At 45.4% G+C, this 20817-nt stretch carries 18 protein-coding genes and 3 tRNA genes; 1 reads left to right on the forward strand and 20 read right to left on the reverse strand.

Translation table 11 applies throughout. The annotated features are described in order from the left end of the window. Nucleotides 1–3: 3 nt before the first annotated feature. The 9 genes from R7P36_RS09255 to pncC all read right to left on the reverse strand — a co-directional run bounded on the left by R7P36_RS09255 (nt 4) and on the right by pncC (nt 7395). Nucleotides 4–95 (reverse strand) — tRNA-Ser (locus R7P36_RS09255). A 29-nt stretch (nt 96–124) separates the two neighbouring features. Further along, nucleotides 125–201: transfer RNA gene (locus tag R7P36_RS09260), tRNA-Arg, on the reverse strand. 31 nt (nt 202–232) lie between these two features. After that, nucleotides 233–324: transfer RNA gene (locus tag R7P36_RS09265), tRNA-Ser, on the reverse strand. Nucleotides 325–658: 334 nt separating this feature from the next. Continuing rightward, on the reverse strand, nt 659–856 hold the full coding sequence (gene csrA, locus R7P36_RS09270) for a carbon storage regulator CsrA (RefSeq protein WP_004415691.1): 198 nt from the start codon (nt 854–856) through the stop codon (nt 659–661). A gap of 92 nt (nt 857–948) precedes the next feature. Next, complete coding sequence (locus R7P36_RS09275) at nt 949–2136, reverse strand: aspartate kinase (protein WP_213899248.1); 1188 nt, start codon at nt 2134–2136, stop codon at nt 949–951. Between the two features lie 212 nt (nt 2137–2348). After that, nucleotides 2349–4931, reverse strand: a complete 2583-nt coding sequence (alaS, locus tag R7P36_RS09280; RefSeq protein ID WP_047103161.1) for an alanine--tRNA ligase — start codon at nt 4929–4931, stop codon at nt 2349–2351. Between the two features lie 142 nt (nt 4932–5073). Then, nucleotides 5074–5541 carry a recombination regulator RecX gene (gene recX / locus R7P36_RS09285; RefSeq protein ID WP_017633543.1) on the reverse strand — a complete coding sequence of 156 codons (468 nt, stop codon included), beginning with the start codon at nt 5539–5541 and terminating at the stop codon, nt 5074–5076. A gap of 127 nt (nt 5542–5668) precedes the next feature. Continuing rightward, nucleotides 5669–6712, reverse strand: a complete 1044-nt coding sequence (gene recA / locus R7P36_RS09290; protein ID WP_005380874.1) for a recombinase RecA — start codon at nt 6710–6712, stop codon at nt 5669–5671. Nucleotides 6713–6912: 200 nt separating this feature from the next. After that, nucleotides 6913–7395, reverse strand: coding sequence for a nicotinamide-nucleotide amidase (gene pncC / locus R7P36_RS09295; protein WP_005383794.1), 483 nt, complete (start codon nt 7393–7395; stop codon nt 6913–6915). An 84-nt stretch (nt 7396–7479) separates the two neighbouring features. On the opposite strand from pncC, the gene mutS reads away from it, so the two are divergent. Then, nucleotides 7480–10041, forward strand: a complete 2562-nt coding sequence (gene mutS, locus R7P36_RS09300; RefSeq protein WP_213899247.1) for a DNA mismatch repair protein MutS — start codon at nt 7480–7482, stop codon at nt 10039–10041. Nucleotides 10042–10123: 82 nt separating this feature from the next. On the opposite strand, the gene rpoS is transcribed toward mutS, so the two are convergent. The 11 genes from rpoS to mazG all read right to left on the reverse strand — a co-directional run bounded on the left by rpoS (nt 10124) and on the right by mazG (nt 20530). Next, entirely contained in the window at nt 10124–11110 is a 987-nt protein-coding gene (gene rpoS, locus R7P36_RS09305) for an RNA polymerase sigma factor RpoS (protein WP_005380887.1), read from the reverse strand. Between the two features lie 80 nt (nt 11111–11190). After that, nucleotides 11191–12114 (reverse strand): peptidoglycan DD-metalloendopeptidase family protein, encoded by a 924-nt coding sequence (locus R7P36_RS09310; RefSeq protein WP_005380889.1) that lies wholly within the window; start codon nt 12112–12114, stop codon nt 11191–11193. Between the two features lie 13 nt (nt 12115–12127). Continuing rightward, entirely contained in the window at nt 12128–12754 is a 627-nt protein-coding gene (locus tag R7P36_RS09315; RefSeq protein WP_005380892.1) for a protein-L-isoaspartate(D-aspartate) O-methyltransferase, read from the reverse strand. Then, nucleotides 12754–13530 carry a 5'/3'-nucleotidase SurE gene (gene surE / locus R7P36_RS09320; protein ID WP_047103164.1) on the reverse strand — a complete coding sequence of 259 codons (777 nt, stop codon included), beginning with the start codon at nt 13528–13530 and terminating at the stop codon, nt 12754–12756. The genes R7P36_RS09315 and surE overlap by 1 nt, the downstream gene beginning before the upstream one ends. Further along, on the reverse strand, nt 13530–14573 hold the full coding sequence (gene truD / locus R7P36_RS09325; RefSeq protein WP_047103165.1) for a tRNA pseudouridine(13) synthase TruD: 1044 nt from the start codon (nt 14571–14573) through the stop codon (nt 13530–13532). Before truD ends, surE begins: the two co-directional genes overlap by 1 nt. Before the next feature lie 45 nt (nt 14574–14618). Next, nucleotides 14619–15095, reverse strand: a complete 477-nt coding sequence (gene ispF / locus R7P36_RS09330) for a 2-C-methyl-D-erythritol 2,4-cyclodiphosphate synthase (RefSeq protein ID WP_005380896.1) — start codon at nt 15093–15095, stop codon at nt 14619–14621. A gap of 14 nt (nt 15096–15109) precedes the next feature. Beyond that, the gene (gene ispD, locus R7P36_RS09335) at nt 15110–15817 is read right to left on the reverse strand and encodes a 2-C-methyl-D-erythritol 4-phosphate cytidylyltransferase (protein WP_017633548.1); all 708 of its coding nucleotides are present in this window, start codon (nt 15815–15817) and stop codon (nt 15110–15112) included. 1 nt (nt 15818) lies between these two features. Continuing rightward, complete coding sequence (ftsB, locus tag R7P36_RS09340; RefSeq protein WP_005380907.1) at nt 15819–16100, reverse strand: cell division protein FtsB; 282 nt, start codon at nt 16098–16100, stop codon at nt 15819–15821. 401 nt (nt 16101–16501) lie between these two features. Continuing rightward, nucleotides 16502–17803, reverse strand: coding sequence for a phosphopyruvate hydratase (gene eno / locus R7P36_RS09345; RefSeq protein WP_005380909.1), 1302 nt, complete (start codon nt 17801–17803; stop codon nt 16502–16504). A 78-nt stretch (nt 17804–17881) separates the two neighbouring features. Continuing rightward, nucleotides 17882–19522, reverse strand: coding sequence for a CTP synthase (locus R7P36_RS09350; RefSeq protein WP_021034029.1), 1641 nt, complete (start codon nt 19520–19522; stop codon nt 17882–17884). 204 nt (nt 19523–19726) lie between these two features. After that, the gene (gene mazG / locus R7P36_RS09355) at nt 19727–20530 is read right to left on the reverse strand and encodes a nucleoside triphosphate pyrophosphohydrolase (protein ID WP_005383780.1); all 804 of its coding nucleotides are present in this window, start codon (nt 20528–20530) and stop codon (nt 19727–19729) included. Between the last annotated feature and the right edge of the window lie 287 nt (nt 20531–20817).

The following is a 20817-nucleotide window of genomic DNA, read 5'->3' on the forward strand; positions in this document are numbered from 1 at the left end:
GAATGGCGGTGAAGGAGGGATTCGAACCCTCGATACGGGATAAACCGTATACTCCCTTAGCAGGGGAGCGCCTTCAGCCTCTCGGCCACCTCACCGTTTTCATTGTTATATCTCAAAAGAGATATGGCGCGTCCTGGAGGATTCGAACCTCCGACCGCCTGGTTCGTAGCCAGGTACTCTATCCAGCTGAGCTAAGGACGCACTTTTTGTTGATAAATCAACGTTGCAAGAATGGCGGTGAAGGAGGGATTCGAACCCTCGATACGGGATAAACCGTATACTCCCTTAGCAGGGGAGCGCCTTCAGCCTCTCGGCCACCTCACCGTCTTGCGGAGGCACATATTACGTTTTACCGAAAATATGTCAAACACTTTCTTTGAAAAAATCTACGAAACTGGCTTAACCGTTGCTGATTTAATCAAAGTGACTATTAAACGAACTTTATCACTCTATTATGATGAAAAAAAGAGAGTCTTCTCTGAAAAAAAGACATTTATTTTCAAATAACTTTCTGAAGTTCGAATCAACATTATTGATGAATTCACAGCCATACTCAACACAATAGTTTCTGCAAATTTTCAAAAAAAGTAAAAACTAAAAAGGCCAACCCTTCGGTTAGCCTTTTTCATTCAAACTAAGCTCTGTAAACAGGAGCGACTTAGTAGTTACCTGAAGCAACGTTGCCATTGCCTTTTTCAGCTTGAATGCGCATGTAGATTTCTTCACGGTGAACTGAAACCTCTTTCGGAGCGTTAACGCCGATACGCACTTGGTTACCTTTAACACCTAGTACAGTTACAGTCACTTCATCACCAATCATCAGTGTTTCGCCTACGCGGCGAGTCAAAATTAGCATTCTTTGCTCCTTGAGTAATCTCTAAATTTTCTTGCTACAAAGCTATTATCCAACAAAAGTTATATTTTCGTAAACTACCTTGTTAGCGAAAATCAGCCTAAAAAGGCATGTTTTTGTTGAATGTTTAATGCTTCACTAGACGTAATGTAAGCATCATGCAGAATGTTTGCTGCTGTATCCACACATTCGGGTGCTAAAACTAGCATCATAGTGAGTGCATTCGTTGCTCTGAAATTGATCTCAATATCTCGCTTTGCCAACAAATCGCATGCGTGCTCTACCATTCCATTGGCCTCAAGCCCCACTGCGGTCAACAGGCTTACCACTTCACTATTACGGATTTTGTCGCTGAACACCAGATCGAACTTGGCACATGCATCTTGTTTTATCATGATACCTGCCCGTTCTGTTTCCTCGATCACATTCCAAATGTCGATACCCAACATCTGACATTGTTTTGTAGCACTAGATAAATGTTCTTTATCGACTTCGATTATGGCAAGGTCACGTTGAATGGCTATACCAGAGACGGCTTGATTGCCTAACTCCCCCTTTACCAGACTGCCTTCATTAACATCAAATGTCGAAAGCACGCGCAGTGGCACATTATTCTTCCATGCAAATTGCACTGAAGGTAAATGTAATACTTTCGCGCCTCGGCTTGCCATCGCTTCCATGGAAGGAAAATCGATAACCGCCAATTTTCGCGCGTTTTTCACTACACGTGGGTCACAAGTATAAATACCATCAACGTCGGTAAAGATTTGACACTCATCAGCGCGCAATGCGCCTGCCAGTGCCACTGCGCTCGTATCTGAGCCACCTCGACCTAATGTGGTGATATCCCCGTTCTCATTCACACCTTGAAAGCCTGCAACAATCACGATTTGGTCTTGCTCAAGCAATCCCAGAATTGTCTTAGTATCAATGTGTTTAATCGTTGCGTCATTGTGTTGATTATCCGTCACAATATTCGCCTGTGCTCCGGTAAGCGAGCGTGCAGCATGACCCAATTTATTGAGTGTCATTGCTAACAGTGCCATTGACACTTGCTCACCAGCAGAGAGCAAAACATCAAGTTCTCGAGCTGTAGGCACGCTATCTATCTGTTTAGCGAGGTCCATCAGTCTGTTTGTTTCGCCTGACATTGCAGACACGACAACAACAACTTGATTGCCATCATTTTTCGCCTTAATGATGTGTTCAGCAACTTGGTGGATTCTTTCAATTGAACCCACTGAGGTTCCGCCAAACTTTTGCACGATAAGGGGCTTTTTCACCAGTCTTCACCTTCCCAAGACCGAAGTCTCTTTAGAACTGCTTACATCTTCAGTATTTCCTTTTAGAAAAATTATATAAGCAGTAGTTACAACAAAAACCAAATAGCCTAAATGACTCGGTTAACTTTTGGTCAATTAAACCACTTGGCTGCTAAAAAAAATTACGCTCAATCAAAGAAACTTGATTGAGCGTAATTTTAGTAGTTAAAAGCTTATAAGCGCTCTTCTAACCAAGGCTGAACTGTTTTAATTGCCTCTGGTAGTGCGGCTACATCAGTACCACCAGCTTGAGCCATGTCAGGACGACCACCGCCCTTACCACCGACTTGCTCAGCAATCATCTTAACTAGATCACCAGCTTTTACTTTACCAGTTAGATCTTTAGTCACACCAGCAATCAGACCAACCTTGTCACCTGTTACGTTGGCAAGCAGTACGACACCAGACCCCATTTGGTTCTTGATGTCATCAACCATAGTACGTAGGTTCTTGCTGTCAGCGCCTTCAAGAGCTGCGACTAGAACTTTTGTACCATTGACTTCAACCGCTTTGCCCATGATGTTAGCGCTTTCTGCTGCTGCCATCTTATCTTTTAGCTTCTGCACTTCTTTCTCTAGCGCTTTTGCTTTCTGTGCAGATTCTGCCAGTTTCTCTTCATACTTCGCGTTTTGAGCTTCAATCGCGTCTAATGCAGCCTCGCCTGTTACCGCCTCAATACGTCGAATACCTGCAGCAATGCCGCTTTCTGAAGTGATTTTGAATAGGCCAATATCACCTGTGCTTGATGCGTGAATACCACCGCAAAGCTCTGTCGAGAAGTCACCCATAGACAGTACGCGTACTTCGTCGTCGTACTTCTCGCCGAATAGAGCCATTGCGCCTTTCTTCTTAGCAGACTCAATGTCCATCACGTTGGTTTCAATCGTGTGGTTACGACGAATTTGCGCGTTAACTAGACGCTCAACTTCTTTCAGTTCTGCTGCAGTTACTGCTTCTAGGTGTGAGAAGTCGAAACGTAGGCTGTCAGCTTTCACTAGAGAGCCTTTCTGCGTTACGTGCTCACCAAGAACTTGGCGAAGTGCTGCGTGTAGCAAGTGCGTTGCTGAGTGGTTTAGAGAGATAGCTGCGCGACGCTCTGCGTCAACGATAGTTGCTACTTCGTCGCCTTTCGCTAGAACGCCTTCTGCCATTACACCGTGGTGTGCGATTGCGTTACCTAGCTTTTGAGTGTCTTCAACACAGAATACACCAGCTTCAGTACGGATTTCACCAGCGTCACCACATTGACCACCTGACTCTGCGTAGAATGGTGTCTCACCAAGCACGATGATTGCTTTGTCGCCTGCAGATAGAGATTCTACTTCGTTGCCTTCAACGAACATCGCCGCTACAGAGCTAGAGCCTTTAGTACCTGTGTAACCACAGAATTCTGTTTGCGTATCAACTTTGATTGCTGCGTTGTAGTCAGTACCGAAGTTACCCGCTTCACGCGCACGTTGACGCTGCTCTTCCATCGCTTTCTCGAAACCTTCTTCGTCGATTGCGAACTCACGCTCACGTGCTACGTCGTTAGTTAAGTCAGCTGGGAAGCCGTAAGTATCGTAAAGTTTAAATACGGTTTCGCCGTCTAGTACTTTACCGTCTAGGTTATCTAGTGCTTCGTTTAGAATCGCCATACCGCGCTCAAGTGTACGACCAAAGTTTTCTTCTTCGATACGCAGTACTTTTTCAACCACAGCTTGTTGACGCTTCAGCTCTTCACCAGCCGTACCCATGATGTCAGCTAGAACGCCAACCAACTTGTGGAAGAATGCACCTTGTGCGCCCAGCTTGTTACCGTGACGAACTGCACGACGGATGATACGGCGTAATACGTAACCTCGACCTTCGTTTGAAGGCATAACGCCATCCACGATCAGGAATGAACATGAACGGATGTGGTCAGCGATAACGCGTAGTGATTGGTTTGATAGGTCTTCGTAACCGATCACTTCTGCTGCTGCTTTGATAAGAGCTTGGAATACATCGATTTCGTAGTTTGAGTGAACGCCCTGCATGATTGCAGAGATACGCTCGATACCCATACCAGTATCTACCGATGGTTTTGGTAGCGGTTCCATAGTCCCGTCTGCGTGACGGTTGAACTGCATGAATACGTTGTTCCAGATCTCGATGAAACGGTCACCATCTTCTTCAGGCGTGCCAGGACGGCCACCCCAGATGTGCTCACCGTGATCGTAGAAGATTTCAGTACATGGACCACAAGGGCCAGTGTCGCCCATTTGCCAGAAGTTATCAGACTCGTACGGCTTGCCGCCTTCTTTATCACCAATGCGAACAATACGATCAGCGGGTACGCCAACTTTCTTGTTCCAGATGTCAAACGCTTCGTCATCGGTTTCGTAAACAGTTACCAATAAACGATCCGCTGGCAGTTTAAGAACTTCGGTTAGGAATTCCCAAGCAAAGGAGATCGCATCTTCTTTGAAGTAATCGCCAAAGCTGAAGTTGCCTAACATTTCAAAGAATGTGTGGTGACGAGCAGTAAAGCCAACATTTTCTAGGTCGTTATGTTTACCACCAGCACGTACGCAACGCTGAGCCGTAGTCGCTCGAGTGTAGGCTCGTTTTTCTAAGCCTAAGAAACAATCTTTAAATTGGTTCATACCTGCGTTTGTGAACAGCAGGGTTGGGTCGTTATGTGGAACTAACGATGAACTTTCTACGATTTGGTGTCCTTTGCTCTCAAAGAACTTGAGGAACGCGTTACGAACCTCATCAGTGCTCATGTACATGCAGCTCTTCCTGAAAATAGTCGAGTTAGAATTTTGCCGTATTGTAGATCATGCAAACAGCTGAGACTAGTTTTCTTGAGGAAAAGAGGGAGTAGGAGAAAAAATTTGAAGCAAAACAAAAATCAGTGCGGACGACTGACCGTTAATCTTCGTCCTCAAAGCTCAGCGCGTAGCTGATTTGGTCAAAACTGTAGCCGCGATACTGCAGAAAACGAACTTGTTTTGCGTACTCTTTTTGGTCTTTGGCTTTAATACCTTTGAATTTCTTTTCTGCCGCCTGTTTAGCCAGTTCAAACCAATCTTGCGGCTCTTCAGCCATAGCTTGCTCAATCACCGATTCCGCAACACGCTTCTGGTTTAACTCTTGACGAATTCGACGCTCTCCATGTCCTTTGTATACATGCTGTCTAATTTGACTCTTCGCGTAACGTAAATCATCTAAATAGTTATGGTCTAGGCAAAAATTAATTGCGATGTCGATGTCTGATTCTTCATAGCCCTTCATCGATAATTTTTGGTAAAGCTCATACTGACCATGATCGCGACGGCTAAGCAATTGTATAGCAGCCTCTTTGCTCGATAATGTTGGCGCCTGGCGTTTTTGGTACATGATGATCCTAAAAGTATTTTTGCTGTACAGGCTCTCAATGGCCTTTGTGATAATTCGATTTTTGATTTCAATAGATACAACAAAGCCCCGCATTGCAGGGCTTTGTCATTTATTAATCTATGAGAGATTAAAACTCTTCAGCTTGCTCTGGCGCTTCACCAGCTTCAGGCGCTTCCGCAAGTGCTGGCGCTAGCAACATTTCACGCAGTTTTGTATCGATAGTTTTAGCCACTTCAGGGTGCTCACGCAGGTAGTTACATGCATTCGCTTTACCTTGACCAATCTTATCGCCATTGTAGCTATACCAAGCACCGGCTTTTTCAACTAACTTGTGCTTCACACCTAGATCGACAAGTTCACCTTCGCGGTTAAAGCCTTGGCCGTACATGATTTGTGTGTTTGCTTCTTTAAATGGTGCTGCAATCTTATTCTTAACAACTTTGATGCGCGTTTCGTTACCTACGACTTCGTCACCTTCTTTGATTGCGCCAGTACGACGGATATCTAGACGAACAGAAGCGTAGAACTTAAGTGCGTTACCACCTGTTGTTGTTTCTGGGTTACCAAACATCACACCAATCTTCATACGGATTTGGTTGATGAAGATACACATACAGTTAGACTGCTTTAGGTTACCCGTTAGCTTACGCATTGCTTGAGAAAGCATACGTGCTTGCAGACCCATGTGGCTATCGCCCATTTCGCCTTCGATTTCTGCTTTCGGTGTTAGTGCTGCGACAGAGTCGACAACCATAACATCGATAGCACCAGAACGTGCAAGTGCGTCACAGATCTCTAGCGCTTGCTCACCTGTGTCTGGCTGAGAAACTAGCAATGCATCGATATCAACGCCAAGTTTCTTCGCGTATACAGGATCTAGAGCGTGCTCTGCATCGATAAACGCACACGTTTTGCCTTCACGTTGCGCAGCAGCAATAAGCTCAAGCGTTAATGTTGTTTTACCTGAAGATTCTGGGCCGTAGATTTCTACGATACGACCCATTGGTAGACCACCAGCACCCAAAGCGATATCAAGAGAAAGAGAACCCGTTGAGATGGTTTCTACGTCCATTGCGCGGTTATCACCAAGGCGCATGATAGAGCCTTTACCGAATTGCTTTTCAATTTGACCTAGCGCAGCGGCGAGCGCTTTCTGTTTGTTCTCGTCCATTACTTTCTCCGATTTATTCATCTTCTTTGGGCGACGAATAGTAATTCATTTTTCTTAAGCAGAAGAACTGCTCAGCAATGAAAGTTATTATACTGTTGATTCATACAGTGTCCATACCTGTATGAAAAAAATTTGGCTGACCTAAAGTCATGATTTGCTCTAGCCCTTATCAATGCTGGGCTAAAACAAGTTAAGAAATTCTAGAGCAGATGTTGATACAATTGAGTCAACGCGTGCTCGACCGCTTTTTTGCGAACTTCTGCACGGTCACCAGAGAAATGCATGGTTTCTACTTGCTGCCAACTTTGGTTATCAGCAAAAGCAAAGCAGACCATACCGACTGGTTTCTCTTCACTGCCACCACCCGGCCCTGCAATACCACTGATGGATACACCGATGGTGGCATTTGAGTTTTTAATTGCACCCTGTACCATTTCAATCACAACTGGCTCACTCACTGCACCATGCGCTTCTAACGTTGAAGCTTGCACACCAAGCATCTCCATTTTCGCTTCATTACTGTAGGTGACAAATGCACGGTCAAGCCACGCTGAACTACCAGCAATGTCAGTAATGGCGGTTGCAACACCACCACCAGTGCATGATTCTGCGGTCGTTAAAACATGCCCGTGTTTAGCCAATAATGCGCCTAAATCGGCACTCAATTTTGTTGTTTTTTCCATAGCCAAAATGCCCTTTGTCTCTTTTTACTTGATAGGGATTCACGTATCCTAAGCCGCTACGGAAATAAACAAAAGAACTTACCTGTGAAAGCTGAACAAAAACACACTCCGATGATGCAGCAATACCTCAAGCTAAAAGCTGAGAACCCAGAGATTTTGCTGTTCTACCGCATGGGCGATTTCTACGAACTCTTTTACGATGATGCCAAGCGAGCTTCTCAGCTTCTTGATATTTCATTGACCAAACGTGGTGCGTCTGCAGGTGAACCTATCCCAATGGCGGGTGTGCCATTTCACGCCGTAGAGGGCTACCTGGCAAAACTTGTTCAGCTTGGTGAGTCTGTGGCGATCTGTGAACAGATTGGCGATCCGGCCACCAGCAAGGGCCCGGTAGAACGTAAAGTTGTGCGTATCGTGACACCAGGTACTGTGACGGATGAAGCGCTGCTTTCTGAGCGTGTCGATAACTTAATCGCAGCAATTTACCATCACAACGGTAAGTTCGGTTATGCGACGCTGGATGTCACCTCTGGTCGCTTCCAACTGACAGAACCAGAAACTGAAGAAGCGATGACAGCCGAGCTTCAACGCACTGCACCACGTGAGCTACTGTTCCCAGAAGATTTTGAACCTGTACATTTAATGGCGAGCCGCAATGGTAACCGTCGTCGCCCAGTCTGGGAGTTTGAGCTTGATACGGCTAAGCAACAACTCAATCAACAATTTGGCACAAAAGATCTGGTTGGTTTTGGTGTAGAACATGCGTCCTTAGGGTTATGTGCTGCTGGTTGTTTGATCCAGTACGTAAAAGATACTCAACGTACGGCTTTACCTCATATTCGCTCTTTAACGTTTGATCATCAGGATCAATCCGTCATCCTTGATGCTGCTACCCGACGTAATCTGGAAATTACTCAAAATCTAGCAGGCGGAACCGATAACACGCTCGCTGCAGTACTCGACCATTGTGCAACTCCGATGGGCAGCCGAATGCTGAAGCGTTGGTTGCATCAGCCTATGCGTTGCATTGAAACGTTAAACAATCGTCTTGATGCAATTGGTGAGATTAAAGAACAAGCTCTGTTTGCCTATCTTCAACCAACGTTAAAGCAAATTGGTGATATTGAACGTATCTTAGCGCGCCTTGCATTACGCTCTGCTCGCCCTCGCGATATGGCTAGGCTTCGCAATGCCATGCAACAGCTACCAGAGCTAGAATCTGTCACCGCTTCTTTGACCCATCCGTACCTAACGAAATTGGCGAAGTATGCAGCTCCGATTGACGAAGTATGTGACCTGTTAGAACGCGCGATTAAAGAAAATCCGCCGGTTGTTATTCGTGATGGTGGCGTCATCGCTGAAGGCTACAATGCGGAGCTCGATGAATGGCGAAAATTGGCAGACGGTGCAACAGAATATCTTGAGCAGCTTGAGCGAGATGAGCGTGAACGACACGGTATCGATACGCTTAAAGTAGGCTATAACAACGTTCATGGCTTCTTTATCCAAGTGAGCCGTGGCCAGAGCCATTTGGTTCCACCGCATTATGTACGTCGCCAAACACTCAAAAACGCTGAACGCTACATCATCCCAGAGCTTAAGGAACACGAAGACAAAGTACTTAACTCGAAATCTAAAGCGTTAGCACTTGAGAAACAGTTGTGGGAAGAACTGTTTGATCTATTGATGCCAAACCTTGAGAAGCTGCAAAACCTAGCTTCTGCTCTGTCTCAACTAGATGTATTACAAAACCTTGCAGAGCGTGCAGATTCGTTAGATTACTGCCGCCCAACGCTTGTGAAAGACGCAGGAATTCACATTCAAGCTGGCCGTCATCCAGTCGTAGAACAAGTAACAACAGAGCCGTTCATCGCGAACCCAATTGAGCTTAACCCAGCCCGTAAGATGTTGATCATCACCGGTCCAAACATGGGTGGTAAATCAACCTACATGCGTCAAACTGCGCTGATTGCATTGATGGCACATATCGGCTCTTATGTACCGGCAGAATCCGCACAGATTGGTTCTTTAGATCGTATATTTACTCGTATTGGTGCATCAGATGATCTTGCATCTGGCCGCTCGACCTTCATGGTAGAAATGACCGAAACAGCCAATATTCTTCACAACGCAACTAAGAACAGTTTGGTGCTAATGGATGAAATCGGACGCGGTACTAGTACTTACGACGGTCTGTCTTTAGCTTGGGCAAGTGCGGAATGGCTCGCAACACAAATTGGTGCGATGACCCTATTTGCAACTCACTACTTCGAATTAACAGAGTTACCGAACCAACTGCCAAACTTAGCGAACGTTCACTTGGATGCCGTAGAGCATGGAGACAGCATTGCCTTTATGCACGCAGTTCAAGAAGGTGCGGCAAGTAAGTCTTACGGCTTGGCTGTTGCGGGCTTAGCTGGCGTACCAAAAACGGTCATCAAAAATGCGCGTAACAAGCTATCTCAGCTAGAGCAACTGGGGCAAAACAGTGACACACCGCGTCCAAGTGCAGTAGATGTGGCTAACCAGTTGAGCCTGATTCCAGAGCCTAGCGAGGTCGAACAAGCTCTGTCAGGTATTGATCCTGACGACTTAACGCCACGCCAAGCTCTTGAAGAGCTGTATCGCTTGAAGAAGATGCTGTAAACAGACTCACACCAACGAGCAAAAAAGAAAAAAGGCTATGGGGAACCATAGCCTTTTGCGTATCTAGTGAAATACGGATTATTTAATCGTCTTCTACGTTAAATAAGTTTTCCATATTCAAACCTTGTTTGATTAGGACTTCACGAAGACGACGTAAACCTTCCACTTGTATTTGACGTACTCGCTCACGTGTCAGACCAATCTCTCGACCAACTTCTTCCAGCGTCGAAGGCTCGTAGCCTAGTAGGCCGAAGCGACGTGCAAGCACTTCTTTCTGTTTCGGATTCAACTCTTCTAACCAATGAATCAACGATGATTTGATGTCGTCATCTTGAGTCGAAACTTCTGGATCAGAGTTGTTTGCATCAGGAATAATATCCAGCAGCGCTTTCTCACCGTCACCACCGATTGGCGTGTCGACAGAGCTAATACGCTCATTAAGGCGTAACATTTTGCTTACGTCTTCGACTGGAATATCTAATTGAGCAGCAATTTCTTCTGCGGTCGGTTCGTGATCGAGCTTTTGAGAAAGTTCACGCGCAGTACGCAGATAAATGTTCAGCTCTTTCACTACGTGGATAGGTAGACGGATCGTGCGAGTTTGGTTCATCAACGCTCGCTCTATCGTTTGTCGGATCCACCATGTTGCGTAAGTAGAGAAACGGAAACCACGTTCTGGGTCGAATTTTTCGACCGCTCGGATCAAGCCGAGGTTACCTTCTTCAATCAGATCGAGTAGTGCTAGACCACGGTTACTGTATCGACGAGAAATCTTAACAACCAAACGTAGGTTACTTTCGATCATACGTTTGCGTGCCGCTTCGTCGCCACGTAGGGCGCGTCTTGCGTAAAGCACTTCTTCTTCGGCAGTAAGTAAAGGTGAGAAGCCAATTTCGCCCAAATACAACTGAGTTGCATCTAAGCTTTTACTGCTCGCGTCAAATTCTTCACGCGCAGTCGCTTTGCTTTCTGTGGATGATGATCTTTCGAGTTCGTTATCAATGGTCTTCACTGACGCATTATCAAATGCAAACTCTTCAACTTTGGTTACTGTGTTGCTGATACTCATAACGCCTCCCCCTGGCGAGTTAGCAAGACATGACAACTCAATATGTCGCTAAATGATGTCGCAAGTTGTTTTTCAAAGTTTTAAGGCAAATAGCGTTTTGGATTCACTGATTTACCTTGATAGCGAATTTCAAAGTGTAGTTTGACCGACTTTGCACCTGAACTACCCATGGTAGCGATTTTTTGTCCGCTTTTTACGCTTTGTCCTTCTGTGACCAGCAGTTTGTCATTATGTGCGTATGCGCTTAAATAATTGTCGTTATGCTTTACTATAATTAAGTTGCCATAACCTCGTAGCGCATTGCCTGAATAAACGACTGTGCCGGCTGCGGTTGAAACGATAGGTTGACCACGCTGTCCTGCGATGTCGATACCTTTATTTCCCTGTTCTCCCGCCGAAAAGTTCTTGATTACTCTCCCTTTTGTTGGCCACAACCACTTTGAGACTTTATCACTCTTTGCTGTGGTAGTTGGCGCTTTTTGCTTCACTTTTTGGTTATCTTTTGAACCAACATACTCCTTTGTTTTCGATTGTTCAACCTTCTTTGGAGGCTGTTTTTGTACGACTTTAGGCTTAGTCTCTGTAGGTTTTTGACTAGAGTTTTTACTCGAAGGTTTAGGTTTAGAGGCTGTTGATGTTTTCGTCACTGGAGCTGGGGGGGGCGTAACAACAGGAGCCACAACGGGTTCAACTTTTTGACCATATTTAGGGGCGACATATTTCGGAGCCCAAAGTTTTAGCCTCTGTCCTGGGTAGATAGTGTAAGGCTGAGTTAACTCATTGTAACGAACAAGATCATTTACATCTTTATCTGTGACATAAGCTATGAAGTAAAGCGTATCGCCTTTTTTTACCTCATAATAACTCCCTCTGTAACTCCCTCTTTCAAGGCTTGAATAGTCTTTTTTTAGGCTAGAGACAGGTGCAGGGGAATGCGCTGCACAACCAACTAGTCCTGCAGCAAACACAAAGCTAATACCAATATGACGTAGTAACTTATTCACCTATCCCCAACCCTTAAGCTAAATCACCCGCAACCAGAGGTACGAACCGAACCATTTCTACAACGGTAGAGAGATATTCGTCTCCCTTACGCTCTATTTTTAATAACTGTTGCTCCGTATCTCCAACAGGAATGACCATTTTGCCGCCATCTCTTAATTGTGAGAGAAGAGCTTGGGGAATCACTTCAGCGGCAGCGGTAACAATAATAGCATCGAAAGGACCTCTCGCTTCCCAGCCCTGCCACCCATCAGCATGCTTAGTTGAAACATTGTAAATATCCAATTGCTTCAGGCGACGCTTTGCTTCCCATTGCAACGATTTAATTCGCTCAACGGAGTATACATGATCAACAATTTGCGCCAGTACCGCGGTTTGATAACCCGATCCCGTTCCGATTTCCAGAACACGACTCGCCGGCTCTAGCTCAAGCAACTCGGTCATACGCGCAACGATATAAGGCTGAGAAATAGTTTGTCCCTGACCAATTGGTAACGCATTGTTATCATAGGCTTGGTGCATCATCGCTTGAGAAACAAAGCTTTCTCGTGGCAAGCGTTGGATAGCATCCAGAACTCTTTGGTCTTTGATGCCACTGGAGATAAGAAACGCTATCAACCTGTCAGCATGTGGGTTACTCATTACTTCTCTTCCTTTAACCAACTATCCATAGCACGCAGCGACTCGTGAGCGGTGAGATCAACTTGCAGAGGCGTCATTGAAACTCGGCCATGCTCAATTGCATAAAAGTCCGTGCCCTCTCCTGCATCTTGCTCCTTTCCTGGTGGCCCTAACCAATAAATGTCATGGCCTCTCGGATCTTTCTGCTTGATCATATTCTCTGCGTGATGACGTGCACCTAAACGCGTAACTTCAATTTCACCTAAATTCTCTGATGGTAAGTCAGGCACGTTTACGTTCAGTAGACGATTCGTTGGAATCGGCGACGCTAAATGCTGTTGTACAATGTGACGTGCAATTTTAGCGGCGGATTCGAAATGTCGCTTACCCACTAGAGAAAAAGCCACCGACTGAACGCCAAGGAAATGACCTTCCATGGCGGCTGCTACTGTTCCAGAATAAAGAACATCATCACCCAAATTAGCGCCATGGTTGATTCCTGACAGAACAAGATCAGGCAAATCATCTTTCATTAGCTCATTCAGCGCGAAATGCACACAATCCGTGGGCGTGCCTTGCACTGAGTAGATATTTGGGGCAATTTCAGTCACGCGTAATGGTTGTTCTAATGTGAGTGAATTCGAAGCACCTGAACGATTTCGATCAGGTGCGACAATGGTCACTTCGGCGATATCTCTCAACTCATCAGCGAGGGCATGAATCCCTTGTGCATGAACACCATCATCATTGCTGATTAAGACTCTTAAGGGCTTCGGGTTTCGTGAATCCTGTTCCATTAGTATTCTCTTTCTACTTCAACCTCATTAACTAACTCACGAACAATAGAGGTCGCAAAAGATCCCGCATCCAGTGAGAAAGTCAGCGTAATGTTGTTACCTTCAACCGTCCAAGCTAAATCTTTTGGCTTCAGCGCAATATCGCGACGATCGTGGCGCATGCGATTACCACGAATCAACGCCATGAGGTCAGGCTCTTCGTCTAAAAACGGTTGCTCTAATGCCAGAGCCTCGGCTTGAGTAGGCAGTGCATTATCGCCAGCAAGCGCAGCGGTAATTGCCGCTTCACCTTGTGCAAATTGCACTTGCAAATCAGTGATGTTGTTTGCATCAATCAACTGAGTGCCAGAATTCGTCTGTGCAATGTCACCATCAATGAACTTATCAAACACACAATTCTCTAGACGAGCTGAAACGATGCGGTTGAAAATCCACGAACGAGCCGCTGATAAATACATGCTTCGCTTGTTTTGATTGCGGGTACGAACGTTTTCGCGTCCCCATCGACGTGCTTCTTCAAGGTTGTTGCCATCGTTACCAAAACGCTGACTACCAAAGTAGTTTGGCACGCCAACTTGTTTCACTTTTTCAAGACGTTGCTCTACATCCGCTATATCTGTCACTTCAGACAAAGTAACCACGAACTCGTTCCCTACTAGGTCACCAGGACGCAGTTTTTTATTGTGACGATCTGTTGCAAGGATTTCGATACTTGGGTATTGAGCCAAAAACGCTGAAAAATCTGGCGTTTCACCTTTTGGTAAATGGACACTTAACCACTGTTCCGTCACCGCATGACGGTCTTTAAGACCCGCCCAGCTAACGTCTTTCGACTGAACACCACAGGCTTTTGCTAACTCGTTAGCAACGAAGCTGGTGTTCTCGCCCGTTTTACGGATACGAACCATTAAGTGCTCGCCTTCGCCCGTAAAGGCAAAACCTAAATCTTCGCGAACCTGAAAATGCTCTGGCTGCGCTTTAATTTTTGCCGATGCAACTGGCTTACCCGTTAGGTAAGCCAATGAAGATAAAATGTCTGACATGATGTGTTTCCGCTGATATCACAGCTTAGAGGAGCAAATTGCTAGTTATTGCTTAAACAGAAGTACAACGGCTTCCGTTGCAATGCCTTCTTTGCGTCCAGTAAAACCGAGACGTTCTGTCGTCGTCGCTTTTACGTTAATGTTACTAATGTCGGTTTCTAGGTCTTCGGCTATCGCCGCACACATTGCGTCAATGTGTGGTGCCATTTTAGGCGCTTGTGCCATGATGGTTACATCAGCATTGCCAAGACGGTAGCCTTGCTCTTTAACTCGACGGTAAACGTCTTTCAGTAATTCACGACTGTTTGCGCCTTTCCATTTATCATCCGTATCTGGGAAATGACGACCAATATCGCCGGCAGCAATCGCGCCCAGCAGAGCATCCGTTAACGCATGCAACGCTACATCGCCATCTGAGTGAGCAATCAAACCTTGCTCATAAGGGATTGCTACACCACCAATAATGACTGGGCCTTCACCACCGAATTTATGTACATCGAAACCATGACCAATTCGAATCATTTTCTATCCTTTCTTTATTCGCCGCGCTCACGGCTTAGATAAAACTCGGCTAACGCAAGATCTTCTGGCTGAGTGATTTTTATATTGTTCGCATTCCCTTGAACTAAGGCTGGCTTCTCGCCTAACCATTCCAAAGCCGAGGCTTCATCGGTAATGGTTACACCCTGTTCTAATGCGTCAGCCAGTGCTTGAGTAAGCTGCTGAGTTTTAAACATTTGTGGAGTCAGTGCATGCCACAATGCTTCTCTATCTACCGTATGATCGATATCTTGTACTGCGTTTGCTCGCTTCATTGTATCTCTCACAGGAGATGCGAGAATGCCACCCGTTGAGTGGGCGCAGCAAACATCAATCAAACGGTCAATGTCGGATGTTAATACACATGGCCTCGCAGCGTCGTGGACTAATACCCACTCGCTTTCCAGATGCTCATTGACATAGTTTAGCCCTGATAACACAGAGTCTGCTCTTTCTTTACCACCAGCTACACGAATCACATCTGGGTGCTTAGCAATGGACAATTCTGGGTAATATGGGTCGCCGTCAGTAACGGCAACGACAACCTTAGAAATATTTGGGTGAGAAAGCAGTTTCTCTACGGTATGTTCCAGTACCGCTTTACCTTCGATCAATAAATATTGCTTAGGGCGATCTGCCTTCATTCTGCTCCCTACACCAGCAGCAGGCACAATTGCGATATGCGATGAGTTCATATCCAACATTTTAATGGTTTTCCTCACCTATAATGCGGTAAAAAGTCTCGCCATCTTTAACTAAACCGAGCTCATGACGCGCACGTTCTTCAATCGCATCAAGACCTTGCCTTAAGTCATCAATCTCAGCGAACATTTCATTGTTGCGAGCTTGTAGCTTGCTGTTCACTTGTTGCTGAACTTCAATTTCATCTTTTACTGTGTAGTAGTCAGACACTCCGTTTTTACCAAACCATAGAGTGTATTGAAGCAAGCCAAACAGTAGCGTAAGGGCTATAACAAAGATTCGCATATCGCTGCTAACATTCTGTACCGGAAGGAATTAGATAAGGTGACATATATAGCATAAATGCGAGGTTGCCTCTAGGGGAGAAAGGGAGACTCACACGCTCCTTACAAGAAATAAGCAGCAAAATGAAACAAGCTCATAGGAAGCGCTCCTTACCCATGACCAAAGTAAGAGCCAAAAATACAAACCTATAAATACAAAAAACCGCCGTAGCGATGGTTTCAAAAAGCTATTTAGCGAAACTTTACTCAATAAGAATTAAGCTTGATCTTTAACTTCTTTGAGACCGCTTACTTGAAACATGGAGGAGTGCGCTCACTTAGCGCTTCCGTTATATAAAAAAACACCCCGCCAAAGCAGGGTGTTTTAAAAGCTTTAAGTTAAGCTGCTAATTCAGTGAAGAATTAAGCTTGACCTTTAACTTCTTTAAGACCGTTGAAAGGAGCGCGATCACCTAGTGCTTCCTCGATACGGATTAGCTGGTTGTACTTAGCAACACGGTCAGAACGGCTCATAGAACCAGTTTTGATTTGACCTGCTGCTGTACCTACCGCTAGGTCAGCGATAGTTGCATCTTCAGTTTCGCCAGAACGGTGAGAGATTACTGCTGTGTAACCTGCGTCTTTAGCCATCTTGATTGCAGCTAGAGTCTCAGTTAGAGAACCGATTTGGTTGAACTTGATAAGGATAGAGTTAGCTACGCCTTTCTCGATACCTTCAGCAAGGATCTTAGTGTTAGTAACGAATAGATCGTCACCTACTAGTTGAAGCTTGTCACCTAGTAGTTCTGTTTGGTGCTTGAAGCCATCCCAGTCAGACTCGTCTAGACCGTCTTCGATAGAAACGATTGGGAATTGGTTAGCTAGCTCAGCTAGGTAGTGGTTGAACTCTTCAGAAGTGAAAGTTTTACCTTCGCCTTTCATGTTGTAGATGCCAGCTTCTTTGTCGAAGAACTCAGATGCAGCACAGTCCATAGCTAGAGTTACGTCTTTACCTAGTTCGTAACCAGCAGCTGCAACAGCTTCTGCGATAACTTCTAGAGCTTCAGCGTTAGATTTAAGGTTAGGAGCGAAACCACCTTCATCACCAACTGCAGTGCTGTAGCCTTTAGACTTAAGAACTTTAGCTAGGTTGTGGAATACTTCTGCACCGATACGTAGACCTTCTTTAAGAGTCTTAGCGCCAACTGGTTGGATCATGAACTCTTGGATGTCAACGTTGTTGTCTGCGTGCTCACCACCGTTGATGATGTTCATCATTGGTAGAGGCATAGAGAACTGACCTGCAGTGCCGTTTAGCTCAGCGATGTGCTCGTATAGAGGCATGCCTTTCGCAGCAGCAGCAGCTTTAGCGTTTGCTAGAGAAACAGCTAGGATAGCGTTAGCACCGAATTTAGATTTGTTTTCAGTGCCGTCTAGTTCGATCATTACTGCGTCGATTGCAGCTTGGTCTTTAGCGTCTTTGCCAACTAGAGCTTCAGCGATTGGGCCGTTTACAGCTTCAACTGCTTTAAGAACACCTTTACCTAGGAAACGTGCTTTGTCACCGTCACGTAGCTCAAGAGCTTCGCGAGAACCAGTAGATGCGCCAGATGGAGCTGCCGCCATACCTACGAAACCGCCTTCTAGGTGTACTTCAGCTTCTACAGTTGGGTTACCACGTGAGTCGATGATTTCACGACCTAGAACTTTAACGATCTTAGACATTAATGTTTCCTCTCGTTTCAAATATAAATGTCAATCTTAAAGGGCAGCAGCACAACCTTCGCCGCCGCCCGTATCCTTTTACTTCTCGAATTCGCCGCGTGCGTTTTGGCCCGCAGCCTTAACAAAACCTGCAAACAATGGATGTCCATCGCGAGGAGTCGAGGTGAATTCTGGGTGGAACTGAGCCGCTACAAACCATGGGTGAGCTGGGTTCTCAATCATTTCCACTAACTTCTTGTCCGCAGATAGACCTGATACTTTTAGGCCTGCTTTTTCGATTTGCGGACGAAGCACGTTATTCACTTCGTAACGGTGACGGTGACGTTCATGGATCGTCGCGCTACCGTACAGTTCACGAGCTTTAGTCCCTTTCTCTAGGTGACACAGCTGTGAACCAAGACGCATCGTACCGCCTAGGTCAGACTTTTCAGTACGCTCTTCTACGCTACCTGATTCGTCTACCCACTCTGTGATCAAACCTACCACAGGGTACTTAGTCTCTTTGTTAAATTCTGTTGAATGTGCACCTTCCATACCCGCAACGTTACGCGCGTATTCGATTAGTGCAACTTGCATACCCAAACAAATACCTAGGTAAGGCACGTTATTTTCACGTGCATATTGAGCCGCACGGATCTTGCCTTCAATACCACGATCGCCGAAGCCACCTGGTACTAGGATTGCGTCCAAACCTTCTAGAAGTTCAACGCCTTTTGTTTCGATATCTTGTGAGTCTACATACTTAATTGTGACGCTTAGGCGGTTTTTCAAGCCAGCGTGTTTAAGCGCTTCGTTCACAGATTTGTATGCATCTGGTAATTCAATGTATTTACCAACCATACCGATGGTTACTTCACCAGTAGGATTTGCTTCTTCGTAGATAACCTGTTCCCATTCAGAAAGGTCTGCTTCAGGAGCAGTAATACCAAAGCGAGCACACACAAGGTCATCTAGCCCTTGAGATTTAATCAACTGAGGGATCTTGTAGATAGAGTCTACATCCTTCATTGAAATTACTGCTTTTTCTGGAACATTACAGAACAGTGCGATTTTTTTACGCTCATTCGCAGGAATAACGCGATCGCTACGGCAAACTAGGATGTCTGGCTGAATACCGATAGATAGAAGTTCTTTTACAGAGTGTTGCGTCGGCTTAGTTTTCACTTCGCCCGCTGCCGCTAGGTAAGGAACAAGTGTTAGGTGCATGAACATTGCGCGCTCACGGCCTAGCTCAACAGCTAGCTGACGAATCGCTTCCATAAATGGTAGTGATTCGATATCACCAACAGTACCGCCAACTTCAACGATAGCCACATCATGGCCTTCAGAACCTGCAATAACGCGATCTTTGATTGCGTTAGTGATATGAGGGATAACTTGAATAGTTGCGCCTAGGTAGTCACCACGACGTTCTTTACGAAGTACGTCGGCATAAACACGACCTGCAGTGAAGTTGTTACGCTTGGTCATCTTGGTACGGATGAAACGCTCGTAGTGACCAAGGTCAAGGTCAGTCTCTGCGCCATCTTCTGTAACGAACACTTCACCGTGCTGAGTAGGGCTCATTGTGCCCGGGTCAACGTTGATGTAAGGGTCAAGCTTCATCATAGTCACTTTAAGACCACGAGCTTCTAGAATAGCCGCAAGAGATGCTGCTGCAATACCTTTACCTAGAGAGGATACAACCCCGCCAGTAACAAAAATGTAATTTGTCGTCATGTTTAACCTGAAATTGGTTGAATGAGGGAAATGGAGTGCTTCTGGACGGGAGATAAATATACCAGAAGCTCCTTACCGCCACAACGTGAAATCTATCACACCGTAATTTTTTATTTTTTGCTTCAAATCAAAGTGAGCAAAGACAACCCAAAGTCCGTTTCGTGTAACCAAACAAGCTGACCTTATATTATGTATTCTGCCAGTTTACCTCTGCCTCGATTCTTCTTGTTTTACTTCATCCCAAAAATGGTCAAGTTCTGATAAAGAACAATCTGTAAGTACTTTGCCTGACTGCTGGACCTTGCCTTCAACTTGTTTAAAACGTCGCGCAAACTTTACGTTTGCTTTTCCTAGCGCGACTTCTGGGTTTTTATCAAGGTGGCGAGCCAAATTGACAGTCGCAAATAGCAAATCACCGAGCTCCAACTCAACTTTCTCTTCATCGGGCTGAACTTGCAGTGCCTCTTCCATGACTTCGTCAATTTCTTCTCGTACTTTATCGACAACCGGGCCAAGTGAATCCCAATCAAACCCAAATTTTGCACATTTTTTCTGAATTTTTGTAGCACGAGAAAGTGCCGGTAAAGAGTTTGGTATTGAGTCTAGGATACTTTCTTCCGCTTTGCCTACTAGGGCTTTTTCTTTTGCTTTTTCCGCTTCCCAGTTCGCGTTAATTTCCTCGTCAGATTCAAACTCAACATCTGAAAAAACATGCGGGTGGCGACGAGTCAGTTTTTCGTTCACGGTTTCGACGACATCCGAAAAGTCGAACAGCTCTTGCTCTTTCGCTAGCTGACTGTAAAAAATCACCTGAAACAACAAATCCCCTAGCTCTTCTTTTAAATTGGGCCAATCTCGATTTTGAATCGCGTCCACCACCTCGTAGGTTTCTTCTATTGTATGCGGAACGATGGTGTCAAAGGTTTGTTTTAAGTCCCAAGGGCAACCGTTTTCGGGGTCACGCAGCTTCGCCATGATTTGTTCTAACTGTTCAATTGGATGACTCATTTTTTGTTCCTTTAAACCTTTCTATTAAAGAAAAAGGTGAGCAGCCAAAACCACTCACCTTCTACATTATATTTTCTCAGCAGCTTTCACTAAGTAATTGTTACTTTGACAAGGCAACAAGTTTTCGCGACTCCTGAGCATAGCCTACTATGTGATGCCCCTGAGCCGGCACGTCGGAATAAGTGCAGCTAACGCAGATAAAAAGCCAAATATGACGCAAGTGTAACTCTGTAAATAGTTGAAGTTGTAGCTAGGCGACAAACAAACGAGACTCCTGAGCATGGTTC

This window comes from Vibrio sp. 397 (genome assembly GCF_033339395.1).
GTDB classification, from domain to species: Bacteria; Pseudomonadota; Gammaproteobacteria; order Enterobacterales; family Vibrionaceae; genus Vibrio; species Vibrio alginolyticus.

What these genes read in the sequence shown, in the direction of transcription:
- surE (WP_047103164.1), bottom strand. Translation starts at nt 13,530, where the DNA reads ATGGAACAGGATTCACGAAACCCGAAGCCCTTAAGAGTCTTAATCAGC.
- ispD (WP_017633548.1), bottom strand. Translation starts at nt 15,817, where the DNA reads ATGTTGGATATGAACTCATCGCATATCGCAATTGTGCCTGCTGCTGGT.
- R7P36_RS09315 (WP_005380892.1), bottom strand. Translation starts at nt 12,754, where the DNA reads ATGAGTAACCCACATGCTGACAGGTTGATAGCGTTTCTTATCTCCAGT.
- recX (WP_017633543.1), bottom strand. Translation starts at nt 5,541, where the DNA reads ATGTACCAAAAACGCCAGGCGCCAACATTATCGAGCAAAGAGGCTGCT.
- pncC (WP_005383794.1), bottom strand. Translation starts at nt 7,395, where the DNA reads ATGGAAAAAACAACAAAATTGAGTGCCGATTTAGGCGCATTATTGGCT.
- R7P36_RS09350 (WP_021034029.1), bottom strand. Translation starts at nt 19,522, where the DNA reads ATGACGACAAATTACATTTTTGTTACTGGCGGGGTTGTATCCTCTCTA.
- csrA (WP_004415691.1), bottom strand. Translation starts at nt 856, where the DNA reads ATGCTAATTTTGACTCGCCGCGTAGGCGAAACACTGATGATTGGTGAT.
- eno (WP_005380909.1), bottom strand. Translation starts at nt 17,803, where the DNA reads ATGTCTAAGATCGTTAAAGTTCTAGGTCGTGAAATCATCGACTCACGT.
- alaS (WP_047103161.1), bottom strand. Translation starts at nt 4,931, where the DNA reads ATGTACATGAGCACTGATGAGGTTCGTAACGCGTTCCTCAAGTTCTTT.
- recA (WP_005380874.1), bottom strand. Translation starts at nt 6,712, where the DNA reads ATGGACGAGAACAAACAGAAAGCGCTCGCCGCTGCGCTAGGTCAAATT.
- ispF (WP_005380896.1), bottom strand. Translation starts at nt 15,095, where the DNA reads ATGATTCGAATTGGTCATGGTTTCGATGTACATAAATTCGGTGGTGAA.
- ftsB (WP_005380907.1), bottom strand. Translation starts at nt 16,100, where the DNA reads ATGCGAATCTTTGTTATAGCCCTTACGCTACTGTTTGGCTTGCTTCAA.
- truD (WP_047103165.1), bottom strand. Translation starts at nt 14,573, where the DNA reads ATGTCAGACATTTTATCTTCATTGGCTTACCTAACGGGTAAGCCAGTT.
- mazG (WP_005383780.1), bottom strand. Translation starts at nt 20,530, where the DNA reads ATGAGTCATCCAATTGAACAGTTAGAACAAATCATGGCGAAGCTGCGT.
- rpoS (WP_005380887.1), bottom strand. Translation starts at nt 11,110, where the DNA reads ATGAGTATCAGCAACACAGTAACCAAAGTTGAAGAGTTTGCATTTGAT.